Source organism: Streptomyces sp. NPDC058307, assembly GCF_042880295.1.
Classification (GTDB): domain Bacteria; phylum Actinomycetota; class Actinomycetes; order Streptomycetales; family Streptomycetaceae; genus Streptomyces.
In genome coordinates this window covers 1-23440 of sequence record NZ_JBHVYZ010000049.1, presented here as the reverse complement: position 1 = coordinate 23440, position 23440 = coordinate 1, and the positions used below count along the sequence as shown (strand labels likewise).

At 71.6% G+C, this 23440-nt stretch carries 16 protein-coding genes and 1 pseudogene; 12 read left to right on the top strand and 5 right to left on the bottom strand.

Features of this window, described 5'->3' with window-relative positions:
• Positions 1-67: 67 nt before the first annotated feature.
• The 7 genes from ACFVYN_RS29460 to ACFVYN_RS29430 all read left to right on the top strand — a co-directional run bounded on the left by ACFVYN_RS29460 (position 68) and on the right by ACFVYN_RS29430 (position 12961).
• Entirely contained in the window at positions 68-2797 is a 2730-nt protein-coding gene (locus tag ACFVYN_RS29460; RefSeq protein ID WP_390003749.1) for a protein kinase, read from the top strand.
• Positions 2798-3024: 227 nt separating this feature from the next.
• A complete protein-coding gene (locus tag ACFVYN_RS29455) occupies positions 3025-4797 on the top strand; it encodes a serine/threonine-protein kinase (protein ID WP_390003831.1) in 1773 nt (590 codons plus the stop codon).
• A 58-nt stretch (positions 4798-4855) separates the two neighbouring features.
• Positions 4856-6490: a serine/threonine-protein kinase gene (locus ACFVYN_RS29450; protein WP_390003747.1), complete on the top strand. Its 1635-nt coding sequence runs from the start codon at positions 4856-4858 to the stop codon at positions 6488-6490.
• 94 nt (positions 6491-6584) lie between these two features.
• A complete protein-coding gene (locus ACFVYN_RS29445; protein ID WP_390003745.1) occupies positions 6585-8174 on the top strand; it encodes a serine/threonine-protein kinase in 1590 nt (529 codons plus the stop codon).
• Positions 8175-8371: 197 nt separating this feature from the next.
• Complete coding sequence (locus ACFVYN_RS29440; protein ID WP_390003743.1) at positions 8372-9388, top strand: serine/threonine-protein kinase; 1017 nt, start codon at positions 8372-8374, stop codon at positions 9386-9388.
• Positions 9389-9516: 128 nt separating this feature from the next.
• The gene (locus ACFVYN_RS29435; protein ID WP_390003741.1) at positions 9517-11130 is read left to right on the top strand and encodes a succinic semialdehyde dehydrogenase; all 1614 of its coding nucleotides are present in this window, start codon (positions 9517-9519) and stop codon (positions 11128-11130) included.
• A 52-nt stretch (positions 11131-11182) separates the two neighbouring features.
• Entirely contained in the window at positions 11183-12961 is a 1779-nt protein-coding gene (locus tag ACFVYN_RS29430) for a GMC oxidoreductase (protein ID WP_390003740.1), read from the top strand.
• A 131-nt stretch (positions 12962-13092) separates the two neighbouring features.
• On the opposite strand, the gene ACFVYN_RS29425 is transcribed toward ACFVYN_RS29430, so the two are convergent.
• A complete protein-coding gene (locus ACFVYN_RS29425; protein WP_390003738.1) occupies positions 13093-14124 on the bottom strand; it encodes an LPXTG cell wall anchor domain-containing protein in 1032 nt (343 codons plus the stop codon).
• A gap of 214 nt (positions 14125-14338) precedes the next feature.
• Between ACFVYN_RS29425 and ACFVYN_RS29420 the strand changes: the two genes are divergently transcribed.
• Positions 14339-15436 (top strand): hypothetical protein, encoded by a 1098-nt coding sequence (locus ACFVYN_RS29420; RefSeq protein ID WP_390003736.1) that lies wholly within the window; start codon positions 14339-14341, stop codon positions 15434-15436.
• A gap of 588 nt (positions 15437-16024) precedes the next feature.
• Here ACFVYN_RS29420 and ACFVYN_RS29415 read toward each other — a convergent pair.
• Positions 16025-16279: a chorismate mutase gene (locus ACFVYN_RS29415; RefSeq protein ID WP_390003735.1), complete on the bottom strand. Its 255-nt coding sequence runs from the start codon at positions 16277-16279 to the stop codon at positions 16025-16027.
• Between the two features lie 316 nt (positions 16280-16595).
• Here ACFVYN_RS29415 and guaA point away from each other — a divergent pair, with 316 nt between their 5' ends.
• Positions 16596-18173, top strand: a complete 1578-nt coding sequence (gene guaA, locus ACFVYN_RS29410) for a glutamine-hydrolyzing GMP synthase (protein WP_390003732.1) — start codon at positions 16596-16598, stop codon at positions 18171-18173.
• 18 nt (positions 18174-18191) lie between these two features.
• Here guaA and ACFVYN_RS29405 read toward each other — a convergent pair whose 3' ends face one another.
• A complete protein-coding gene (locus ACFVYN_RS29405) occupies positions 18192-18659 on the bottom strand; it encodes a pyridoxamine 5'-phosphate oxidase family protein (RefSeq protein ID WP_390003730.1) in 468 nt (155 codons plus the stop codon).
• Between the two features lie 139 nt (positions 18660-18798).
• Here ACFVYN_RS29405 and ACFVYN_RS29400 point away from each other — a divergent pair, with 139 nt between their 5' ends.
• A complete protein-coding gene (locus tag ACFVYN_RS29400) occupies positions 18799-19605 on the top strand; it encodes a class II aldolase/adducin family protein (protein WP_390003728.1) in 807 nt (268 codons plus the stop codon).
• Positions 19606-19655: 50 nt separating this feature from the next.
• Here ACFVYN_RS29400 and ACFVYN_RS29395 read toward each other — a convergent pair whose 3' ends face one another.
• Positions 19656-20552: a DUF4429 domain-containing protein gene (locus ACFVYN_RS29395; RefSeq protein ID WP_390003725.1), complete on the bottom strand. Its 897-nt coding sequence runs from the start codon at positions 20550-20552 to the stop codon at positions 19656-19658.
• 182 nt (positions 20553-20734) lie between these two features.
• Between ACFVYN_RS29395 and ACFVYN_RS29390 the strand changes: the two genes are divergently transcribed.
• Together ACFVYN_RS29390 and ACFVYN_RS29385 are read left to right on the top strand one after the other, a co-directional pair.
• Positions 20735-22024, top strand: coding sequence for a hypothetical protein (locus tag ACFVYN_RS29390; protein ID WP_390003724.1), 1290 nt, complete (start codon positions 20735-20737; stop codon positions 22022-22024).
• Between the two features lie 117 nt (positions 22025-22141).
• Positions 22142-22672 (top strand): DoxX family protein, encoded by a 531-nt coding sequence (locus tag ACFVYN_RS29385; protein WP_390003722.1) that lies wholly within the window; start codon positions 22142-22144, stop codon positions 22670-22672.
• A gap of 15 nt (positions 22673-22687) precedes the next feature.
• Here ACFVYN_RS29385 and ACFVYN_RS29380 read toward each other — a convergent pair.
• Positions 22688-23266: pseudogene (locus ACFVYN_RS29380) on the bottom strand (recombinase family protein).
• Positions 23267-23440: the final 174 nt, after the last annotated feature.

The window sequence follows — 23440 nt, the reverse complement described above, 5'->3', positions numbered from 1 at the left end:
AGGTTCGGGTGCGGAACGGGTCGCGAGGCGAACGGAATTGACCAACCGGGCGGCCGGGGGAGGCAACGTGGACGACTATGCGGGTCGGGTGCTCGCCGACCGCTACCGCCTGCCGCTGCCTCCGTCCGACGAGTACGACACCGAGACGCGCGCCTTCGACACCTACAGCGGGCAGGAAGTCCAGGTCCGGCAGATCCCGTTGCCCGAGGTCGTCGAGGCGGAGGTGCTCGACGCGGAGGGGCTGCCCGACGGGTTCACGGCCCGGGAACCCCGCGATGCGCGGCGGACCGCGGGGTCGCGCGGCGCACGTCGGCCCGCCGAACCTGCCGTGCGGCGGGCCGTCGAGGCCGCGCAGGCCGCCGCCCGGATCCCCGACCATCCACGGCTCGACCAGGTCTTCGACGTGTTCGCCGAGGGCGGTTCGCTGTGGATCGTCAGCGAGTTGGTGCCCGCGCGGTCGCTGGCGGCGCTGCTCGCCGAGAAGCCGCTGACGCCGTACCGGGCGGCCGAGGTCGCCTCCGACGTGCTCATGGCGCTGCGGGTGCTGCACGCGCACGGCTGGGTGCACCGCAACATCACCGCTCGCACGGTGCTGGTCTGCGACGACGGCCGCGTCATGCTGACCGGCCTCGCGGTCGGCGCGGCCGAGGAGGCACTGTGCGGCTATGACCCGGTGCCGGTCGAGGCGGGCGAATGGGGCGCGGGGGACGGGGAGTTCGGGCCTGGGGCCGATGACGGTCCGGGCGCTGGGGCCGAGGGCCGTGGGGAACCCGGAGGATCCGGTAAACACGCGGTTCCCGGGCAGGCGACGGGCCCGGCCGGTGGGCTCGGCGCGGCGGGCAGGACTGGTGCTGCCGGAGTGCCCGGCGGGACGGGTGGCGCTCGTACGGCTCTCGGAAAGAGCGGCGCCGGTGCGGCCTTCGGGCCGGGCGCCCACAGCACCGGACCGGGCCCGGGGAGTGCGGTCACCTTCGGTGAAGGCGATCCCGAGGCCGCCCGGCGGGCCGCGATCGAGGCGCGGGAGGCCCGTGGGCTGCCCAGCGCCGGGGTGGAGGCGGCGAACGGGGCCGGGGCGTCGGCCGAGCTCGTCCGCAGGGAGCCCGACAGCGGTACGGACATCCGGGCGGCACGGGCCGGGGCGATTGCCGCGTATCGCGCGGGCGCACGGGCCGCGGCTCGGGTCCAGGAGGCCCAGAGCGGCAGGACCGCCCTGCCCGGAGCCCGCCCGGCACCGGAGGCCGACCCCGCCGTACGCGCGCGGGACGCCGACCCCGCCGTACAGAGCAATGGCATGCCGCAGCTTCCGCAGCCGCCGTATCCCTCGGCCAACGGGCTTGCGCAGCCGCCGTATCCGGCCGTGGACGGCTTCGAGCAGGTGCCCGGTGCCGGGGCGGCGGGGCGGACAGCCGATTCCTATGGAGCGCGCCCCACCCCCTGGCACGGGGCGGTGCCGCGCGATGCGGTGCCGGCGCCCGGGCCCACCGGCTGGGAGGGCCTGCCGCCGAGCGATGCGCCCGCCCGTCGTGGTCCGGCCCGCCGAGGCCCCGCCACCGCGCTCGCCGCCGAGCGGGCACGGCAGGCACGGATGGCCGTGGTGGGGCCCGTCACCGAGCGTTGGGCGCCGGAGCAGGCCGGCCCGGTGCACGAGAACTGGCAGCTCGCCGCGCCCATCGGGCCCGCGACGGATCTGTGGGCCCTCGGGGCGTTGCTGTTCCGGGCCGTCCAGGGGCACGCGCCCTATCCCGAGGAGTCGACGGCCGAGCTGGTGCAGTTGGTGTGCGCCGAGCCGCCCGCCTTCGCGGAGGAGTGCGGGCCGCTGAGGCCGGTCGTGGAGTCGCTGCTGCGGCAGGACCCGACCGAGCGGCTGGACTTCGAGGAACTGCGGGGCTGGCTGCGGTCGTTGGTGCGGTCCGCGCCCGAACCGGAGGCCGGCGCCCATGTCATCGCCGCGCCGCCCGTGGACGCGAACCGGCTGCCGATCGTGCGGCGCCGGGGCGAGTTGGTGCGCCGGCGGCGCGCCGGGCTGCCCGCGAGGCACGGACGGCACAAGCGGGCCCGGGAGGAGGCCACCGCCTCACCGCGCCGCCTCGGCCGCACTCTGCTGCTGCTCATCCTGCTGGTGATGGCCGCGGCGATCGCGTACGCCATGTACTTCATGCCGAAGGCGGACCCCGACGACAAGGGCGCCGCGCAGGAGACGGGTTCCATTAGTCAGGCCGGTCCGGCGCAGTCCCCGGGGGCCGGCGGTGAGCCCCGGCCCGAGCCGACCACGCCCGAGCCGACCAGCCCCGCGCCGTCGCGGTCCAGCGGTGCCGCCGAGACCCAGACCGCCGGGCCCGAGGTCGCCGACGGCTTCACCCTGCGCACGGACGCCGAGGGCTTCAAGGTCGCGGTGGCCGCCGGCTGGGACCGCACCCCGAGGAACGGCCGCGGCCAGGTGGTCTACTCGCAGGGCAACTTCGAGCTGATCGTCGTACCGGGGCGGGACACCGCGGCCGCGAACGGCAGTGATCCCATGGTCTACCAGCGCGAGAAGGAGCCCGAACTCCAGCCGTACCGCGACTCCAGCTGGGCCACCGCCACCGGGCTGAAGTCGATCCAGGTCGGCACCAGGAGCATGGCCGAGGGGCAGTTCACCTGGACCGGCGACGACGGGCGCGAGCTGTATGTGCGCAATGTCGCGATCCTGATCGGCGGGAAGTACCACGTGGTGCAGGTACGCGGTCCGGAGGCGGAGCGGGACGAGGTGACCCGGCTGTACGAGCAGGCGTCGGCCACGTACCAGGTGACCGGTTGACGGGCTGACGGCTGACGCGCTGACGGGCTGACGGGCGGAAGGCACCGACGGGAAGCACCCGCTGAGCGGCGCTGACGGACGCCGTACCGGTGCCGCGGGTTCACTCGTACTTCGCGGAAGCGACAACCGTCACAGTGAGGTCTCCTTGACGCCCCCCTGGTTCCCCTCGGCGCGGGCCGGTCCTTAGTCTGACTGCGTCAAGAGCATTGCGGGGAAACGTGAATCAGATGCAGGGCCTGCTCCTCGCGGGGCGCTACCGGCTCGCCGACCCGATAGGCAAGGGCGGTATGGGCCGGGTCTGGCGTGCCCACGATGAGGTGCTGCACCGGGCCGTGGCGATCAAGGAGTTGACCGCCGCGCTCTATGTTTCCGAGAGCGACCAGGCCGTGCTGCTCGCCCGTACCCGCGCCGAGGCGCGCGCGGCCGCCCGGATCAACCACTCGGCCGTCGTCACCGTGCACGACGTGCTCGACCACGACGGCCGGCCCTGGATCGTGATGGAGCTGGTCGAGGGCCGCTCGCTGGCCGACGCCGTCAAGGAGGACGTCCGCATCGAGGCCCGGGAGGCGGCCCGGATCGGGCTGTGGGTGCTGCGGGCCCTGCGCGCCGCGCACTCCGCCGGGGTCCTGCACAGGGATGTGAAACCCGGCAACGTCCTTCTCGCGCGGGACGGCCGTGTCCTGCTCACCGACTTCGGGATCGCCCAGATCGAGGGCGACACCACCATCACCCGCACCGGAGAGGTCGTCGGCTCGGTCGACTACCTCGCCCCCGAGCGGGTCCGCGGCGCCGACCCCGGCCCGTCGGCCGACCTGTGGGCCCTTGGCGCCACGCTGTACACGGCGGTGGAGGGACGCTCGCCGTTCCGCCGTACGACCCCGCTGACCACCATGCAGGCCGTGGTCGACGAGGAACCCGCCGAGCCGCTGAACGCCGGCCCGCTCGGGCCAGTCATCGCCGCACTGCTGCACAAGGACCCCGCCGTGCGGCCCGACACGGCCGAGGCCGAGCAGATGCTCGCCGAGGCGGCGGAGGGACGGCGGCCGAGTGCGGCACAGGCGTATGTGCCGACGCAACATGTGCGTTCCCGCCATGAGCCGGGGGCGCAGAGCGAGTCCCACAGCCGGTCCCACAGCGGCTTCGGTGCACCGACAACGGGTGCACCGACAACGGGCGCACCGATGACAGGTGCGCCGATGACAGGCACACCGGTCGGCGGTACGTCGTATCCCTCGGCCTCGGGACCGTCGTACTCCTCGGGCTCGGGCTCCGGCCCGACGTACCACTCGGGTTCCCCGTACGCCCCCGCCCCCGCCCCCGCGCCCACGGTCATCGGCCCGCCGCACCACCCCGGTGCGGCCCCGACCAGGCGCCGCAGGCTGCGCTCCGTCGCGCTCGTGGTCGCGCTCGCCGCGGTCGTCAGCGCGGGGACCGTGGTCGCGCTGCAGAAGTGGGACGAGGGCAGGACCTCGGCCTCCTCGAGCGCCTCGCCCAGCCTCACGGCGAGTACGGGCACGGGCGAGGCCCGGGACGGCTGGGTCCGGTACCCCGATCCCGTGGGCTTCAGCGTCTCCCTGCCCAAGGGCTGGGTCCGCTCGGTCTTCGGGACCCCGGCCGACGGCCTGACCCAGATCGACTACTCCCCGGACAACGGCAAGCACTTCCTGCGGATCGCGATCGACACCTCACCCGACTTCGACGATCCCCTCCAGCACCAGCGCGACCTGGAGAAGCAGATCGACGGGCTCAAGTACTACCACCGCGTCGGCATGGTCGAGAACACCTACCGGGACCGGCCCGGCGCCCGGTGGGAGTACACCTGGACCGCGCTGGCGAAGGACATCGCCTTCCCCGGACCGCGCCGGGCCGTGGAGGAGACGTACATGTCCCGGGACAACGTCGAGTACGTGCTCTACATGTCGTCGCCCGCGAAGGACTGGCCGACCACCAGCAAGCAGTTCACGAGGGTGCTCCAGGGCTGGAAGGAGCCGAACAGCTGATGGAGTTGGCCGGTCACCGCCCCGGAGGGCATCCGTCCGCTGCGGCATGATGGGGCGCATGGGGACCGAGGGGGACACCTTCCGTGTGATCGCGGGCCGTTACCGCCTGGAGGCGAGGATCGGGCGCGGCGGCATGGGCGTGGTGTGGCGGGCGACCGACCAACTGCTGGGCCGGCAGGTCGCCGTCAAGGAGATCCCGCTCGACGAGTCGCTCTCCGCCGAGGACGCCCGGCTCCAGCGCGAGCGCACCCTGCGCGAGGCCGGCGCGGTCGCCCGGCTGAGCCACCCGCACATCATGGTGGTCCACGACGTCGTCGAGCAGGACGAACGGCCGTACATCGTCATGGAGTTGATCGACGGCGGCTCCCTCGCCGACCGGATCGCCGCGCAGGGTCCGGTCGACGCCGCCGAGGCCGCCCGGATCGGCGCCGACCTGCTGAGCGCGCTGCGCGCGGCACACGCGGCCGGGGTGCTGCACCGGGACATCAAGCCCGCCAACGTCCTCGTCGAGTCCGGCACCGGGCGGGTCGTCCTCACCGACTTCGGCATCGCCCAGGTCGCGGGCGCCACCACCCTCACCGAGACCGGCTCCTTCGTCGGCTCGCCCGAGTACACCGCGCCCGAGCGGATGTCCGGGGTCAGGACCGGTCCGGAGGCCGACCTGTGGTCGCTGGGCGCACTGCTGTGCACGGCCCTCAGCGGCGAATCGCCTTTCCGCCGCGACTCGTTGGGCGGCATCCTGCACGCCGTCGTCATCGACGAGATCCGGCCGCCCGCGCAGGCCGCGCCCCTCCTTCCGGTCGTACGGGGCCTGCTGGAGCGGGATCCGGAACGGCGGCTGGACGCGGTGGAGGCGGAACGGATGCTGCGGGCCTTCCTGGAGACGGGCCGCACACCTGCGCGCCGGTCGCCCGAGCGGCCGTACACACCGACCCAGCGGGATCTTCCGCTACGGCGGTCCCCGGCACCGGAGCGGCCGGGGAGCGGTGGGCGCATGGCGCCGGCGCGGTCGAGGCGGGGCGTGCTCACGGCGGCGCTGCTGGTCGCCGTGCTGGCGGGAGCGGGGGCGTCGGCGGCGGTGCTGCTGATGGACCGGGGCGGGCGGGACGGCCGTACGACCGTCGGCACCTCGGCGCCGGGGACACCCACGAGCGGCTCCAGCAGGACGCGGGAGCCCACGCCCACCGGGCCTGCCGGGCCCACCGGACCGACCCCGACCCCGACCCCGACCCCGAGCGCGCCCCTGTCCTCCGCGCCCTCCGGATATCACGTCGCCGAGGATCCCGCCGGGTTCGCGCTCGCCGTGCCCGACGGGTTCAGCCGGGAGGCGCAGGGGGAGCGGGTCTTCTATCTGTCGCCCGGGGAGACCTTCCGCCTCGGTGTCAAGGTCACCGATCCCCAACCCGGCGGCCCGCTGAGCGTGATGCGGCGCGCGGCCGCCAAGGGGCCGGAGACCAACCCCGGTTACCGCGACGGCCGGGTCACCTCCACCACGCACCGCGGACACCCCGCCGCGCTCTGGGAGTTCACCTGGGACGGCTTCAGCGCGGCCGAGGGCGCCCGGCACACCTACGACCTGTGCTGGGAGGAGAACGGGCGGCTGTACGACGTGTGGGTGTCGGCGCCGGTCGGGAAGGTACGGGAGGCCAGGGAGCACTTCGACGTGGCCGTCGACACGTTCACGAGACGGTAGCGAACGGCACGGAACGGCTGGGATACGTCACGGGTGTGTGACCGGAACGCGTCACCTCTGGATGCCCGCGGGTCTGGCGCGATATGGATGAACCATGAGCAGCAGCGGGGGAGTCGGCCACGAGTCCGACGAGACGACGAGTTATGTTCTGCAACCTCCCAGGCCCCGTCAGTTGGAGCCGGGCGTCGGTCGGCTCATCGCGGGCCGGTACCGGCTGCTCGCCAAGCTCGGACACGGTGGCATGGGCACGGTGTGGCGGGCCAAGGACGAGACGGTGGACCGCGAGGTGGCCGTCAAGGAGCCTCGCGTCCCGGATCATCTTCCCGAACGCGAACAGGGAAACGCCTTCGAGCGAATGCGCCGAGAGGCGCGGGCCGCCGCCCGGCTCGACCACCCGTCCGTCGTGAACGTGCATGACGTGGCGGTCGTGGACGGCCGGCCGTGGATCGTGATGGAGGTGGTGCGGGGCCGTTCGCTGGGCGACGCGTTGCAGGAGGGCACCCTCGGGGCGCGGGAAGCAGCGAGAATCGGCCTGGAGGTGCTCGGCGCGCTGGAGGCAGCGCACGCGGCCGGCATCCTGCACAGGGACGTGAAACCGGACAACGTCCTGCTCGGCCCCCACGACCGGGTCGTCCTCACCGACTTCGGCATCGCCCAGATCGAGGGCGAGACCAACCTGACCGACACCGGCGGCTTCGTCGGCTCCCCCGAGTTCATCGCCCCCGAGCGGGTGCTGGGCCGGCGCCCCGGCCCCGCCTCCGACCTCTGGTCCCTCGGCGTGGTCCTGTACGCGGCGACGGAGGGCGTCTCGCCGTTCCGCCGCAGCAACACCCCCGCCACCCTCCAGTCCGTCCTCAACGCCACACCCGCGCCGCCCGCCGCCGCGCACGGCCCGCTCGCCGACGCCATCAACGGCCTCCTCCACAAGGACCCGGCACACCGCCCGAACGCCACCCAGGTCAGGGCGCTCCTGGAGGCCACCGCCAACCCGCCCGTCCCGGAGCCCACACAGATCGTGCGGACCATGGAGGTGCCGGTGGGCGGCGGTCTCCGGCTGGGCCGCAAGGCGTGGCTCAGGCTCGGGATCGGGATCGGGCTCGGTGCGGCGGTCGTCGCGGCCGCGGTGGCGGCGTATCTGGTGATCGCGGACCCGTTCGCGGGGCCGCTGCCGGACGGCTGGACGAAGAAGCACACCAAGGACGTCGCCGCGACGCTGGCGGTGCCCGCGGACTACCAGCCCGCCACGCCCGACCGGAAGACGGACAAGACCCACTGGATCACCTACACCGACTACGGCGGCGGCATCTGGATCGGCCTGAGCCTGCAGCGGAAGGCCGAGGACACCGCGCACGACATCGCGGGTTCCGCGGCGGCCGAGATGTACGACGACGACAGCCGGTTCAAGGAGAGCGGCGACTACGACCTCGGCATGCCGGACGCCCCGAAGACCCGGCCGGAGGACCGGACCTACCAGGGCCGGAAGGCCGCGCGGACCACCGTCACGTACACCACCACGGACAGCCAGCACCCCCGCCCGCGTGAACTCCAGATCTTCTACTACCGCACAGCCGCCGGCGACATGTACGAGCTCACCGTCAGCTATCCGGGCAAGGGGGACTTCACGGCGAGGGGGCGGGAGGTGGCGCGGACGGCGATCGCCAATCTGGGGGTGGACGAGCTCTGAGGGCGGTGCGGCCGCGTGGCAATTGCGTTGTCAGCGGGAGCAGTCAAGGTCATCTCCTGACGCCTGCTGCTCAACTGGCGTTCCTGGCGGCCGGCGGCACCGACTCCTGACCGCGAACGCCCGCCGCCGCTCTGTACGTCGGGGTGTCCGAGCCCGCCGCTTAGACAAGGGCATGACGCGCACGGTACTCATGTGCCATGAGTGAAGACGGCGAACACCCGCCCGGCGGACGTCTGATCGGTGGACGGTACCGGCTCGTCGAGCGGGTCGGGTCGGGGCCGAGTGGCACGGTGTGGCGGGCTCGCGACGAGCAGGACGATCGGTTCGTCGCCGTCAAGGAGCCCCGGGTGACCGGGAATCCCGAGGACGAGGAGCGGCGGCGGGCCATGCGCCGGCTGCCGCACGAGGCGCGGGCCGCTGCACAGGTCGACCATCCGGCGGCCGTCGCCATTCATGACGTACTCCTCGACGACGAACTGCCCTGGGTCGTCATGGAGTTGGTGGAGGGCGAGTCGCTGGAGGCCGCCCTCGCCGGGCGGGGGGTGCTGGGTGACGCCGAGGCCGCGCGGATCGGGCTCGCCGTCCTCGGCGCGCTGCACGCCGCCCACCGCGTCGGCATCGTCCACCGCGACCTGAAGCCGTCCAACGTCCTCCTCGAAGCCGGCGGCGAACGTGTCGTCGTGACCGACTTCGGTATCGGCGCCTCCGGACGGGGCGACGCACAGGAGGCTGCCGTCGGTTTCGTCGCCCCGGAGTGCGGCTCGGGGCGGGTCGCGGGGCCTGCCTCCGACCTGTGGTCGCTGGGTGCGCTGCTGCGCTCGGCCGTGGGGACCGGTCCCCTCGCTTCCGGCCCCCTGGGTTCGCTGGTGGAGCGGCTCCTCGCCCCCGAGCCGGAGGCCCGGCCGACAGCGGAGGAGGCTGCCAGGGCGCTGGCCGAGGTCGCCGGGACGAGTCTGCCGAGGTGGGCCGCCGGGGCGCCGGCCTCGCTTCGGACCGTACGGACGGCCGCGTCGCCTCAGACCGAACGGACGGCCGCTTCACCTCCGGCCGCACAGACGCCCCCTTCGTCTCCGGTCCCGGCAGCCCCCGCAGCCGCCCCCGCGCCGCCCCCGGCCGACCTCCCGCACTCCGCCCCTGCGGCCGAGGAACCGCGCCGCCTCACCGCGCTGTCCGCCCTCGGCCTCCTGCTCCAGAAAAAACCCGAACGCGGCTGATCGTCCCCGTCGCCAACCCCCTGATCAGCACATTCACCGCCAGTCATCACTGGCAGGGTGTGTGTACGTCGTGAACGCCCGTTACCGACGGGTACCCAAAGCCCCCGCGCCCGAATACCCTGCGGCTCATGACGGACGCGCAGGCCACGGCCAAGACCGGCACGAACCCCCTCGCCCCCGCCCCGCAGGGCGCCCGCACCGCGGCCGACGTGGTCACCCCGGAGCTGGTCGCCCAGCTCACCAAGGGGGTGACCGGGTCCGGCCGCACCGCCAACCACACGCCGTTCACCGGCGAGAAGCTCGCCGACCTGCCCGAGTCCACCCCCGAGGACGTGGAGAAGGCCTTCGACGCGGCCCGCCGGGCGCAGGCGGTGTGGGAGCAGACTCCCGTACGGCAGCGTGCGGCCGTCCTGCTCCGCTTCCACGACCTGATCCTCGAACGCCAGGCCGAGGTACTCGACCTCATCCAGCTGGAGACCGGCAAGGCCCGGCTGCACGCCCACGAGGAGGTGCAGGCGGTCGCCGTGGCCGCCCGGCACTACGGCCGCAAAGCGCCCGCCTATCTGCGGCCGAAGCGGCACACCGGGGCCGTGCCCACCCTCACCAAGGTCACCGAGCTGCGCCATCCGCGTGGCGTCGTCGGCCAGATCGCCCCCTGGAACTACCCGTTGGAGCTGTCGGTGGGTGACGCGCTCCCCGCCTTCGTCGCGGGCAACGCCGTCGTGATGAAGCCGGACACCGAGACCTGCCTGACCGCCCTGTGGGCCCGCGACCTGCTCGTCGAGGCCGGGCTGCCCGCCGAGGTCTTCCAGGTCGTCCTCGGCGAGGGCCCGGTCGTCGGTCCCGAGGTCGTCCGGCACGCCGACTACGTCTCCTTCACCGGCTCCACCCGCACCGGCCGCGAGGTCGCCCAGGGCGCCGCCGCACGTCTGGTCGGCGTCTCCCTCGAACTCGGCGGCAAGAACGCCATGCTGGTCCTGGAGGACGCCGACATCGACAAGGCCGCCGCGGGTGCCGTCCGCGCCTGCTTCTCCTCGGCCGGCCAACTCTGCATCTCCATCGAGCGGTTGTACGTCCACGAGTCGATCGCGGACGCCTTCCTGGAGCGCTTCGCCGCCCGCACCCGGGCCATGCGCCTCGGTAGGTCCCTCGCCTACGGCGCCGACATGGGTTCCCTGGTCGGGGAGCGGCAGCTGGAGACCGTCACCCGGCATGTCGAGGAGGCCGTGTCCAAGGGCGCGAAGGTCGTCGCCGGCGGCGTCGCCCGCCCGGACGTCGGCCCGTACTTCTTCGAGCCGACCATCCTCGACGGCGTCACCGAGCCCATGGCGGTCTGCACCGAGGAGACCTTCGGCCCGGTCGTCTCGATCTACCGCTTCACGACCGAGGACGAGGCGGTCGAGCTCGCCAACTCCACGCCGTACGGCCTGAACTCGTCGGTGTGGACGAAGGACGGCAGGCGCGGCCGCGAGATCGCCTCCCGGGTGCGGGCCGGCACCGTCAACGTCAACGAGGGATACGCCTCCGCCTACGGCAGCGTCCAGTCCCCGATGGGCGGCATGAAGGACTCCGGGCTCGGCCGCCGGCACGGCTCCGAGGGCATCCTCAAGTACACCGAGGCCCAGACGGTCGCCCAGCAGCGGCTGCTGCCGATGGCGCCCTCGCTGGGGATGGACGACGAGAAGTACGCGCAGTTCATGAGCCGGAGCCTGAAGGTGATGAAGGCCCTCCGCTTCAAGTAGGAACACCCGTTCTCAAAGACGTTCTCAAAGACGTTCTCAACGAGGAGAGCACGTGCCACAGGACACCTACGACTACGACGTCATCGTCGTCGGATCAGGCTTCGGCGGCAGCGTCACCGCCCTTCGCCTCACCGAGAAGGGCTACCGCGTAGGTGTCCTGGAAGCCGGCCGCCGCTTCACCCGCGAGACGCTCCCCAGGAACTCCTGGGACCTGAAGAACTACCTCTGGGCGCCGAAGCTCGGCATGTTCGGCATCCAGCGCATCCACCTCCTGGGCAACGTCATGGTCCTCGCGGGGGCGGGCGTCGGCGGCGGCTCCCTCAACTACGCCAACACCCTCTACGTCCCCCCGAAGCCCTTCTTCGAGGACCCGCAGTGGCGTGACATCACCGACTGGCAGGAGGAGTTGGCGCCGTACTACGACCAGGCCCGCCGCATGCTGGGCGTACGGCTCAACCCGACGATGACCCCCTCCGACGTCCACCTCAAGGCGGCCGCCGAGCGGATGGGCGTCGGCGACACCTTCCACATGGCCCCGGTCGGTGTCTTCTTCGGCGACGGCGAGGACGCGGACGGAGCGGCCAAGGCCAAGCCTGGCGAGCAGGTGAACGACCCCTACTTCGGCGGTGCGGGCCCCTCCCGCAAGGCCTGCCTGGAGTGCGGCGAGTGCATGACCGGCTGTCGGCACGGCGCCAAGAACACCCTGAACGAGAACTACCTCTACCTCGCCGAGAAGGCGGGCGCGGTCGTCCACCCGCTCACCACCGTCGTGTCCGTCACCGACGACTCCCAGGGCGGCTACGCGATCGCGACCCTCCCCACGGACGACCGCCGCAAGGCGGAGGGCCGCACCTTCAAGGCCCGCAAGGTCGTCATCGCCGCCGGCACCTACGGCACCCAGACCCTCCTGCACCGCATGAAGGCGGGCGGTCAACTGCCGTACCTCTCGACCCGGTTGGGGGAGCTCACCCGTACCAACTCCGAGGCCCTGGTCGGCGCCCAGACCGACAACCGCCGCTACCGCAGGGCGACCGGTGCGCCGAAGGCCGACTTCACCCGGGGCGTCGCCATCACCTCGTCCATCCACCCGGACGAGAACACCCACATCGAGCCGGTCCGCTACGGCAGGGGCTCCAACTCGATGGGCAGCCTCTCGATCCTGCAAGTGCCCTACGCCGAGGGCTCGTCGAGGGCCATGGCCTGGCTGGCGAACGCGGCCCGCCACCCCCTGCTGGTCCTGCGCTCCCTCTCCAACCGCCGCTGGTCGGAGAAGACCATCATCGGCCTGGTCATGCAGTCACTGGACAACTCCCTGACGACGTACCTGAAACCGGACGGCGTCGGCAAGGGCCTGCTCACCGCCCGCCAGGGCCACGGCGCCCCCAACCCGAAGCAGATCAGGGCCGCTTCCGAGGCCGCCTCCGCGATCGCCGCCGACATCAACGGCTTCGCCGGCTCCAACGTCGGCGAGCTGATGGGCGCCCCGCTCACCGCCCACTTCCTGGGCGGCTGCCCCATCGGCTCCTCCCGCGAGACCGGCGTCATCGACCCGTACCACCGGCTCTACGGCCACCCCGGGATCTCGGTCGTGGACGGCGCCGCGGTCTCCGCCAACCTCGGGGTGAATCCCTCGCTGACCATCACCGCGCAGGCCGAGCGGGCGATGTCGTACTGGCCCAACAAGGGTGAGCAGGACCCGCGTCCGGCGCAGGGCGAGGCCTACGTCCGTCTCGACGCCGTCGAGCCCAAGTCGCCGGCGGTCCCGGCGGAGGCCTTCGGCGCGCTGAAGCTGCCGTTCCTGGGGATGCCGGCGGTGCCGAAGAAGTCGTAGCGCCGGAAAGACAGAAGAGCCGGAAACGACAGAAGAGCCGGAAAAGACAGAAGAGAAGGACCCGCACCCCCCTCCGAGTGCGGGTCCTTCTCCTTTTCTGCGCCAAGCCGCGCCTACTGCCGCGCTACGACTCAGGCGTGGGCGCCGGCCGCACCCTTGCGCCGCTTCACCGCGAAGACCACACCGGTACCGGCGACGACGGCGAAGCCGCCGACGAGGCCGAGGACCGGCAGGGCCGAGCTCGAACCGGTCTCGGCGAGCTGGCCGTCGGCGTCGACGGCGTTGACGTCGGAGATGACGTTCTTGCCGCCGGTCTGCGGCTTGGCGTCGTTCGGCTTGCCAGCGTCGGTACCGGCCGGCAGGACCTCGAAGTAGTAGATGCCGGCGTTCTCGTCCGAGGAGATCCAGCAGCCCTTGTCGTCCGAGTACTGGGCGAGACCGATGGCGATGCCGATGGCGCTCGGGACCTTGCGGTCGACCTTCACCCGCAGCTGGTAGCTGACGGAGTCGCCGCCGTCGAGGGAGAAGGCGTTGAACGCGCCGCCCTCGCCGAAGTCCGTGGTCACGTCGGTCCAGGCGCCGCCCTGCTTCACCTGCACGGTGACCAGGTCGCTGTACTCCTTCTCGAAGTTCCAGTCGACCGCCCCGACACCGACGATGGGCTGAATGTCCTTGATGGTGTCGTCGCCGGAGTTGCTGACGTTGAACTTGAAGTTCGTCCAGCCGCTGCCCGCCACGATGCTCTCGGGCAGACCGGTCAGCGAACTGTGCAGCGCGTCGCTGTCGTTGAAGACCGGGCCGTCTTCCTCGTCGACATCGCACTCGTCGACGGGCTTGCCGCTCTCGCTCGGGGAGGGGCTGGCGCTGGCACTCGCGGAGCCGGACGGGCTCACCGAGGAGCTGCCGGAGGGGGCCGGGCTGGACTGGCCGGCGGCGGGCGAGCTCGCACCCGTGGCCGGCGTGGTCTCGGGGGCGGCGGGGGTCGACTCCGGGGCCGCCGGGGTGCTTTCGGGGGCCGCCGGGGTGGTCTCGCCGGCGGGCGTGCTCTCGGCCGCGGTCGGCGTGGGAGACTCGTCAGCGAACGCGCTCGGCGCGGCGAACAGGGCCAGCGGCGCTATCGCGGCGGTCGCGGCCGCGGCGGCCAGTGCACGACGAAGCTTCATGAAGACCTCGGAAGTCAGGTGCGCCGCATTGTCCGCGGCACGCGTCAAGGAGAGGCCTCCGCGTGTGGGGCGCGGGTGGGGCCCGTGATTCGTGAGGTTTGATTCACGACACCTGTGAATGGTTGTGCGAGCGTTCACAGAAACCTTATGTGGGCTGAGTCACATACACGTTGGTCTTGTGAACGCGCTTTCACAGGCCTTAGAACTGACCGACGTGTCTGAAGACCCCAAGATCCCTGACGACGTCTGGGAACAATTCGTCCGTGATACCGAGCGGGACATCCGAGCCTCCGCCCCGAAGGAACCCTCCGCGCGGGCCCGTGAGGTGACGGAGCGGCTGCGGCGACAGGAAGCGCGCGGTGAACTGCCGGAGGGCTGGCGCACCGGGCCGGCCTGGCAGCAGAAGAAGAGCCGACGGGGTCTGTGGGGCGTCCTCGGTGTCGCCGTCGCGGTCGTCGTGGCCGTCGTGGCGGTGAAGCCGTCGCTGGTGCCGGGCGACCCCTTCGGCGGCGGGACCTCCGAGGCCGCGTCCTCCCCGCTGCCCGTGGAGACGGCGGCCCCGACCACGGCCCCGGGCGCCGTGGACCCCGAGACCCCCACCCTCGACGACCCCTTCGCCGGCTCCCCGGCCAAGCAGTGGGCCGACGGCGAGGCGGGGATCGTCGTACCGAAGGCGAAGGCCGTGGGCGGCCAGTCGGCGGCGAAGGTCGGCCAGGTTCTGGAGCTGACCAAAAAGCTCCTGGTCGAGTCCAACCTCGACCCGGCCACCCTGCGCGGCGAACGGCCCACCGCGGCCCTCGCCCTGCTCGACCCGAAGCAGGACGAGGTCCTCGACCGGCTGAAGACCGGCCTGCGCAAGCCGGACAAGGACCACGACCCGCTGTCGATGTTCAGCCGCTTCGACCCCGCCGAGGTCCGGCCGGCCGGTGACGTGGTCAAGCTCCGGGGCCGGATCACGTTCAAGGCGGGCGAGCACGCCTCCGTGGCCGTGCACGCCGACTACACCTTCGTCTATCCGGTCGTCCGCACCGACGGCACCACCGAGGTCACCCGCACCATCGTCCGCCGCGTCCTCGAGGTCGAGCTTCCCGACCCGGCCAAGTACCAGGTCACCCCGGGCAGGCTCACCGTCCTGCGCTACGACGAGAGCGCCGGCAACACGTCCTGCGACGTGTACGACGGCTTCCTGCACCCGGAGTTCCCCTCGTCCGGCTCCACGGAACCGACGCCTCCGGGGGAGACCAGGGACCCGTACGACCGCAGCGAGGACATCGGCCGGGTCAAGGACTGCGGGACGGCGTCCCGGGTCTGAGTCCACGTGTCCGAGGACCCGAGCACTCGGGTCCAGGCAGGCGAAGGGCCCCGCGGGACGGATCCGCGGGGCCCTTCTTTCGTCAGCACCGACGTCAGGGCTGCGCCGGTGCCTGGGAGCGGCGCCGGGGGGTTGCGCCGCTTGCCTCGGTTGCCGTGGTGTCTCGTTGCCCTGGGTCGGCGCCCCGGCGCGCAGAGGGCGCGCGGTTGGTCTGGACCTCTGGCAGTACGGCAACCCAATGCGGATGTGGTTGTCTACGGCGGGACTTGGGGGCTTTCTAGGCATCGTGCTGGATGGACGCGGCCTCCGCAACCGTTTGACCCAGCCTTGTGCCGGTACTTGTCCCGCCGGCCGGCCCCGGGCGTCCCCGGAGCCGACCGTTCTCTTGGGTGACCGGGCTGCTGTCCCCTGCCGTCCGGTCACTTCCTGGAGCGAGGTCCCACGGCGCACGGCGTGATCCGTACGCCTCATCGCTCCAGCGAGCCACGCGTGGTTCTGTCGGGCCCGCCCCTGGCTGGCACGGACACCACCACAACGAAGCGGTGCGCGCCGCGGTCACGCGCCGTACGGGTGAGGCGCGGCCCGAACTCAGATGCGACCGCGGCACAGTTCGAGCAGCGTCATGGCGAGGGAGGTGCCGGGCCTGCCGAGGGCGTCGCGGTAGCGGCCGAGGATCTCCATCTCGCGGGCCAGGTGGACCCGTCGGCCGCCGGAGGCGATACGGGTCTGCTGGACGACGGACGAGACGGCCATCCGTTCCTGGATCAGACCGATGATCCGGTCGTCGAGCGCGTCGATGCGCTCACGGGCGTCCGCGATGGTCGCTTCCGGGGTGGTGGTCACGTGGGGCTCCTGGGTGGGGTGGGTGCCCCGGAGCGGCAAGGTCCGGAAAACACCAGGCGCCCCGGACCTTGTCGGCCCGGGGCGCCTGGGAAGTCGCTTGTCAGTTGCTCAAGCAGCACGACCATGGCAGCCGGCGGGCCGGGTGCCATAGGTAAACACGAAGGTCGTCTGCGTGAGCATGGCAGCAGTATGCCGGGCCCTCCGGGCGGGTCCAACCCGGTTCGCATCCTGAGACGCAGCTCGGCCCCGAACCGGCTCCATGACTCCCGGTAGACTCGGTACCACACACACCTCGCTCACCGCCGGAAGGCAACCCGTGTCATCAGCGAACCCCGCCGCCGCCCCCGACACCGTCCTGGTCGTCGACTTCGGTGCGCAGTACGCCCAGCTCATCGCCCGTCGTGTCCGCGAGGCCCGGGTCTACAGCGAGATCGTGCCGAGCACCATGCCGGTCGCGGAGATGCTCGCCAAGAACCCGGCGGCGATCATCCTCTCCGGCGGCCCCTCGTCCGTGTACGCGGAAGGCGCCCCGCGCCTGGACCGCGAGCTGTTCGAGTCCGGCGTCCCGGTCTTCGGCATGTGCTACGGCTTCCAGCTGATGGCCACCACGCTCGGCGGCACCGTCGACAACACGGGCGCCCGCGAGTACGGCCGTACGCCGCTGCACGTCTCCAAGTCGGGTTCCACCCTCTTCGAGGGCACCCCGGACGAGCAGTCGGTGTGGATGTCCCACGGCGACGCCTGCTCCGCCGCCCCCGAGGGCTTCACCGTGACCGCGTCCACGGACGTCGTCCCGGTCGCCGCCTTCGAGAACGACGAGAAGAAGCTCTACGGCGTCCAGTACCACCCCGAGGTCATGCACTCCACGCACGGCCAGCAGGTCCTGGAGCACTTCCTGTACCGGGGTGCGGGCCTGAAGCCGGACTGGACCACCGGCAATGTCATCGAGGAGCAGGTCGCCCTGATCCGCGAGCAGGTCGGCGACAAGCGCGCGATCTGCGGCCTGTCCGGCGGCGTGGACTCCGCGGTGGCGGCGGCCCTCGTCGCGCGCGCCATCGGCGACCAGCTGACCTGCGTGTACGTCGACCACGGTCTGATGCGCAAGGGCGAGACCGAGCAGGTCGAGAAGGACTTCGTGGCCGCGACCGGCGTGAAGCTGGTCGTCGTCGACGCGGAGGACCGTTTCCTGACCGCGCTCAAGGGGGTCTCCGACCCCGAGGAGAAGCGGAAGATCATCGGCCGGGAGTTCATCCGGGTCTTCGAGCAGGCCCAGGCGGAGATCATCGCGGACGAGGGCCCCGAGGTGGCCTTCCTGGTCCAGGGCACGCTCTACCCGGACGTGGTCGAGTCCGGCGGCGGCACCGGCACCGCCAACATCAAGTCCCACCACAACGTGGGCGGCCTCCCCGAGGACCTCGAGTTCCAGCTCATCGAACCGCTGCGCAAGCTGTTCAAGGACGAGGTGCGGATGGTCGGCCAGGAGCTCGGGCTCCCGGACGAGATCGTCCAGCGGCAGCCGTTCCCGGGCCCCGGCCTCGGCATCCGGATCGTCGGCGAGGTGACGAAGGAGCGCCTCGACCTCCTCCGCGACGCCGACGCCATCGCCCGCGAGGAGCTCACCGCGGCCGGCCTCGACCGCGACATCTGGCAGTGCCCGGTGGTCCTGCTCGCCGACGTCCGCTCCGTCGGCGTCCAGGGCGACGGCCGCACCTACGGCCACCCGATCGTCCTTCGCCCGGTGTCCAGCGAGGACGCCATGACGGCCGACTGGTCGAGGCTGCCGTACGACGTCCTCGCGAAGATCTCGACGCGGATCACCAACGAGGTGGCCGACGTCAACCGCGTGGTGCTCGACGTGACGTCGAAGCCGCCGGGGACGATCGAGTGGGAGTAGGGCTCCCTCTGGTGAAGGTCAGGTCCGCTTGATCGTGCGCAGGGGCCGACCGGGCTTCCAGACCTGGAGGACCAGGTACTTCTCGTCCTCGACGTAGGTCCGCACGACCTCCGTCAGTTCGGTGCGGAAGAGGTGGAACGGCTCCGGCGGTTTCACCTCTTCGCCGTAGGCGGCCTTGGCCTCGGGATCGGTGACCTCTCTCGCCCGACCGCTGATCCGGACGTCCCCGCCGCCCATGCTCTGGCCCTCGCCGGGGTTCGCCTGGAGACAGAAGCGGGGATCGCGGTGCAGGTCCCGCGCCTTGAGCGAGTCCGGCATCATGCCGAGCCAGAGTTCGCCCTCGAGGAAGCGGACCTCAAGGCCCGTCGTGCGTGGAGAGCCGTCCTTGCGGAGGGTGGCGAGGACGTGGTGGGTGAAGGCGCCGAACCGGTCCTCGACGGTCCTGGCGAGGTCGGGTTCCGCGGCGGAGAAGGCAGCCCAGTTCATACCGGACAGTGTTCCTTCGATACCCGACATCTTCTGTCTGGTATCCGCCAGGTACGCCATCTTTACGAATCACCCCTGTTCTCTTGCGCTGACCGACGGTAACTTCCGCCCCGTAAAGCAATCCATGCTGGAGGAGCACATGCACGGGACGCCCCTCGGGCCCACTCCGCCGATGCCGGTGCCCACCGAGAAGCTGCAGTTCGCGATGCCGCCGATGCACGACTCCGTCGAGGAGGAACGCCGGTACCGCAAGGAGCGGCTCGCCGGCGCGCTGCGGATCTTCGGCCGGCTCGGCTTCGAGGACGGGGTGTCCGGGCACATCACCGCACGCGACCCGGAGTTCACCGACTGCTTCTGGGTCAACCCCTTCGGCATGCCGTTCAAGCACGTCACCGTGAGCGACCTCGTGCTCGCCAACTCCGAGGGGCAGGTGCTCGACGGCCGCTACCACGTCAACCAGGCGGCCTTCACCGTGCACTCCCAGGTGCACGCCGCCCGCCCCGACGTCGTCGCCGTCGCCCACTGCCACTCCGTGCACGGGCGGGCCCTGTCCGCCCTCGGCGAGCTCCTCGACCCGCTCACCCAGGAGAGCTGCGCCTTCTACGAGGACCACGCCCTGTACGAGGCCTACACCGGGGTCGCCGTCGACGCCGAAGAGGGCCGCCGGATCGCCACCGCGCTCGGGTCCCGCAAGGCGCTGGTGCTGCGCAACCACGGCCTGCTGACCGTCGGGGACTCGGTGGACGCGGCCGCCTGGTGGTTCCTGTCGATGGAACGGTCCAGCCAGGTGCAGCTGCTGGCCCGCGCGGCCGGACGGCCCGTGCTCATCGACCACCGGGCGGCGGTGGCGACCTGGCAGCAACTGGGCGGCGATCTGGTGGCGTGGATCAACTACCAGCCGATGTGGCAGGACATCAGCCGCAGCGAGCCGGACCTGCTGAGCTAGCGGCCCCGCAGGAGCGGGCAACCTCGCATGAGCCGGCAACCCCGCATGAGCTAGAAGCCGCGCAGCACCGCGGCCTTCGTCATCGCGAACTCCTCGTCCGTGAGCACCCCGTCGCGGTGCAGCTCACCCAACTCCCGCAGCCTGCGCAGCAGCACGTCGTGATGGTCGGCCGGGGGAGCGGGGGCCGCGGTGAGCCGGGGGCGGGGGGCGCCCGCGTCGCCGTAGGCGAGGTCCCCGCGGGTGGACGGGTGCGGCAGCCGGGCCGTGACCGCCGTCGCGACGAGCGCCGTGAGCAGGTCGCGGCGGGTGCTGCCCCACAGGTCGAGGGCGTACGGGTCCTTGTCGGGCGGCAGTTTCGAGAAGGACGTCCCGCGGGTCACGAACCGCATGAAGCCGTCCTCGAAACCGGAGTTGGGCAGCCACTCGACCTGGACGACGTCACCCACGTCGATGATCCGCGGGCCGGTCGCCCGCTTCACCCGGTCGGAGGTGTCGGCCCAGTCGATACGGATCTGGGTGCCGTCGAAGGACACCGTGCCGTCGGAGGAGCGCACCGAGACCGGGACCGGCGGTCCGGACAGCAGATACGCCTTCGTCGGCTCGTTGGGGACCTCGTCGAGGAGGAGGGCGCGGCGGATCTCCTCGGCCACGTACTCGGCGACCCCGGCCCGGTCGACGTCCACGGTCAGCCGGTACGGATCGGCCGGGTCCGGCAGGCGGCCGCCGGTCGCGTGCAGCAGCGGATCCGCGCCCTCGCGCAGCCGCATCCGCAGCCGGCCGCGCTTGCGTTCCGGCTCGAAGGCCACGCCCGCGATGGCCTCCAGGGGCACGGCGACCTCGCCGTACGTCTGCCGGAACAGCGGCACGGAACGGTGGAGTCCCGGTTTGATCCTGACCGTTGTGCCGTCGAAGACCCAGGTCCCGTCACGCTGGATGATCTCGGCCATGGGGAAATTCTCGCAGCCGGGTCAACACGGCGGGCCCCGCTTCACCCGCGCTGACCAGACCTGCCAAGCGGGAGCGGTGTGCTGTAGGGCACAATTCGCTGTCATCACGGGGGAGTTGTCCGGGGTTCTTCGTGGGGTGTGGGGCCAGAGGGCCAAGCGTTGTGGGAAGGCAGGCGTCGGTCGTGGCGGTGCAGGAAGCGAGACAGGGCGCGGCCGGGGGCGTGCCCGCGGGTGCGCACGAGGGCGGCTGCGCCTGTGGGGACTGTCCGCACGGGGCGCGGGCCGGGCATCGGCGGGCGGTGGCGGAATTCCTCCTGATGCGGGACGAGTTCGCCGCCGGGCAGGGCCTGCCGGCGGCCGTGGCGCACTCCGCGTCGGCCTCCCGGCAGTGGGTCTCGGAGGAACTGACCCAGTCCGCGGAGGCCGTGGCCGAGCGCGGGCGGGCGGAGGGTGCCGTCTGGCTCGCGCGGCTGTGGCGTCGTACCGCGTACGCGGTGTGGGCCGCTGTGGTGGTGCTGCTCCTCGTCCAGGCGCTGACGGCCATCGGGGCGGGATGGACCGCGGCGCGTACGGCCGGGCTGGTGGCGGCGCTGGTGGTCGCGGGTTCGCTGACGGCGGCGTCCTGGTTCCACCGGGCCCGGGGCGGGGTGCTCGCGCCGGTCGTCGGTGAGGACAACCGGCTGTCCACCTCGCGGGCCGTCGCGGTGGCGTGGGTGCTGTTCGTCGCCTACGCGGTGCTCGTGCTGGTGGGCCGGCTGGCCGCGGCCTCCGACGCCCGTGAGCGGGACACGCTGATCTCCGGGCTCGAACTGGCCCGGGGCGCCGGGGTCGTCACCGTGCTCGCCGTGGTGTGCGGGATCGCCGTGCTGGTGCGTCGGGTGGTCGGGCTGCGGGTGCTCGGGCAGCGGCTGCAGAAGGTGCGGGCGGACCGGCCGCGCGCCGCCGACCTGCTGACGGACGACTCCGGGCGGGGTGCCTTCGCCGACATCCAGTACGTCGTGATCAGCGGGGTCGCCCTCCTGTTCGCGGCGGTACGGCTGGCCCGGCGGCCGGACCAGTTGCCGGATCTGCCGTGGGGGCTGGCGGTGGTGGTGCTGGTGTCCGCGGCGACGTACGTCGCCGGGAAGTACGCGGAGGGCGGCCGACCGGTGATCCTTTCCGTGGTGCGCTCGCGTGAGGCGGGTGACCTGGACGGGCCAGTCCGCACCGGGGACGACATCGAGATCCGGGGTGCGGGATTTGTGCCACCGGGGGCACAGCGGGCGGACCGGCTGTCCCGGATGGTGGTGCGGATCGGCCCGGTGAACGTGCATGTGCCGTTGGTGCCGGTGGCCGGGGGATTCAGCAACCCCGCGGACGACGTGCTGACCGTGCCGGTGCCGGCTGATGTGGAGCCGGGGCGGGTCGAGGTGCAGGTGGTGACGGCGGCGGGCGTGGAGACGAATCGGTATGCGATCGATGTGACGGATTGAGGGAGTTCGTGTCGGCGAGGGTGCGGAAAAACCCCCAACGCATTGAGTAGCGCCACCCCTTCGTACGTATGGTCTGGTGAGGGGTCTCGGCACGCTGGTGAGAGGCGGCTCGAAGCGATGACTCACAGTTTCCGTACGGACACGCACGCCCCCTACTACGACGAGGAACGGTCCCGGCGGGACAGTATCGGCCAGTACGCCCTGCTGCCGTTGCGGATCTTCCTCGGTGTCACGTTCATCTACGCCGGTCTGGACAAGCTGACCGACAGTGCCTTCATGAAGGGCTCCGGATCGGGCTCCGTCGGCGACTTGATGCGCAGCGTCCGGGACTCCTCGGCCATCCCCGCGCTGGTCGACCTGTCCCTGAAGAACCCCGTCGGCTTCGGCTACGCCATCGCCTTCGGTGAACTCGCCGTCGGTATCGGCACCCTGCTCGGCATCCTCGCCCGCCTGGCCGCACTCGGCGGTGCGCTGATCTCGCTCAGCCTGTGGCTGACCGTGAGCTGGGCCTCCGACCCGTACTACTACGGCAACGATCTCCCGTACATGTTTTTGTGGGTAGCGTTGGTGCTGGGCGGGGCACCTTACTTGTCACTGGATGCCCTGATCAGGCGCCGCCGCTACGGACGGGCTCGGCAGGGGTTCTGACGGCGGGCCAGGGCCTCAATCGGACAGGTGTCGGTACAGGGTGGCCCTGGAGACTTCCAGGGCCTTGGCGATGGCGCTGACACTCTCGCCCTTCGCCTTCCTGGCCTTGGCCACGGTGAGCAGATCATCGGTGATGACTGTGGGCCGTCCTCCGGTACGCCCTTGTGCCTTGGCTGCTTCCAGCCCGGCCTTGGTCCTGTCCTTGATGAGGGAGCGCTCGAACTCCGCCATGGCGGCGATGATCTGGAAGAACAGCCGACCATCCGCAGAGGTGGTGTCCACGGCACTGAGAGCCCCTGTCAGCACCTTGAAGCCGACGCCGCGGCCCCTCAGGCCGTCAACGATGCCCACAAGGTCGATGAGGGACCTGCCGAGCCTGTCGAGCTTTCAGACGGCGAGGGTGTCTCCTGCCCTCAGGTAGTCGAGTACGGCTGTCAGTTCAGGGCGGTCGATGTTCTTGCCTGATGCCTTGTCCTCGAAGATCCGAGAGCATCCGGCTTCGGTGAGCGCATCCCTCTGAAGTTGTGCCTCCTGGTCGTCGGTCGAGACTCGGGCGTAGCCGATGAGGTGACTGGTGGTGGTGTCCGTCGTCATGCCTCGACTGCCTCATAAGTCGTCTCAAAACTTCAACCTGTCTCAAGTGGTTGTGAGACGGGTTTTGAACACATCTAGGGGACTCTGCGGGTCCCGCTGTCCACCGTCTCGTAAACCAAGGCACCCTCAAGTGATCAACGCACCACCCGCGGATGATCATGTGACCGTGGAGGT

Bases quoted from the DNA above. Each gene is read 5' to 3' on its own strand.
- ACFVYN_RS29455 (WP_390003831.1), top strand. From the start codon at position 3,025: ATGCAGGGCCTGCTCCTCGCGGGGCGCTACCGGCTCGCCGACCCGATA.
- ACFVYN_RS29450 (WP_390003747.1), top strand. From the start codon at position 4,856: ATGGGGACCGAGGGGGACACCTTCCGTGTGATCGCGGGCCGTTACCGC.
- ACFVYN_RS29445 (WP_390003745.1), top strand. From the start codon at position 6,585: ATGAGCAGCAGCGGGGGAGTCGGCCACGAGTCCGACGAGACGACGAGT.
- ACFVYN_RS29440 (WP_390003743.1), top strand. From the start codon at position 8,372: ATGAGTGAAGACGGCGAACACCCGCCCGGCGGACGTCTGATCGGTGGA.
- ACFVYN_RS29435 (WP_390003741.1), top strand. From the start codon at position 9,517: ATGACGGACGCGCAGGCCACGGCCAAGACCGGCACGAACCCCCTCGCC.
- ACFVYN_RS29425 (WP_390003738.1), bottom strand. From the start codon at position 14,124: ATGAAGCTTCGTCGTGCACTGGCCGCCGCGGCCGCGACCGCCGCGATA.
- ACFVYN_RS29405 (WP_390003730.1), bottom strand. From the start codon at position 18,659: ATGAACTGGGCTGCCTTCTCCGCCGCGGAACCCGACCTCGCCAGGACC.
- ACFVYN_RS29400 (WP_390003728.1), top strand. From the start codon at position 18,799: ATGCACGGGACGCCCCTCGGGCCCACTCCGCCGATGCCGGTGCCCACC.
- ACFVYN_RS29395 (WP_390003725.1), bottom strand. From the start codon at position 20,552: ATGGCCGAGATCATCCAGCGTGACGGGACCTGGGTCTTCGACGGCACA.
- ACFVYN_RS29385 (WP_390003722.1), top strand. From the start codon at position 22,142: ATGACTCACAGTTTCCGTACGGACACGCACGCCCCCTACTACGACGAG.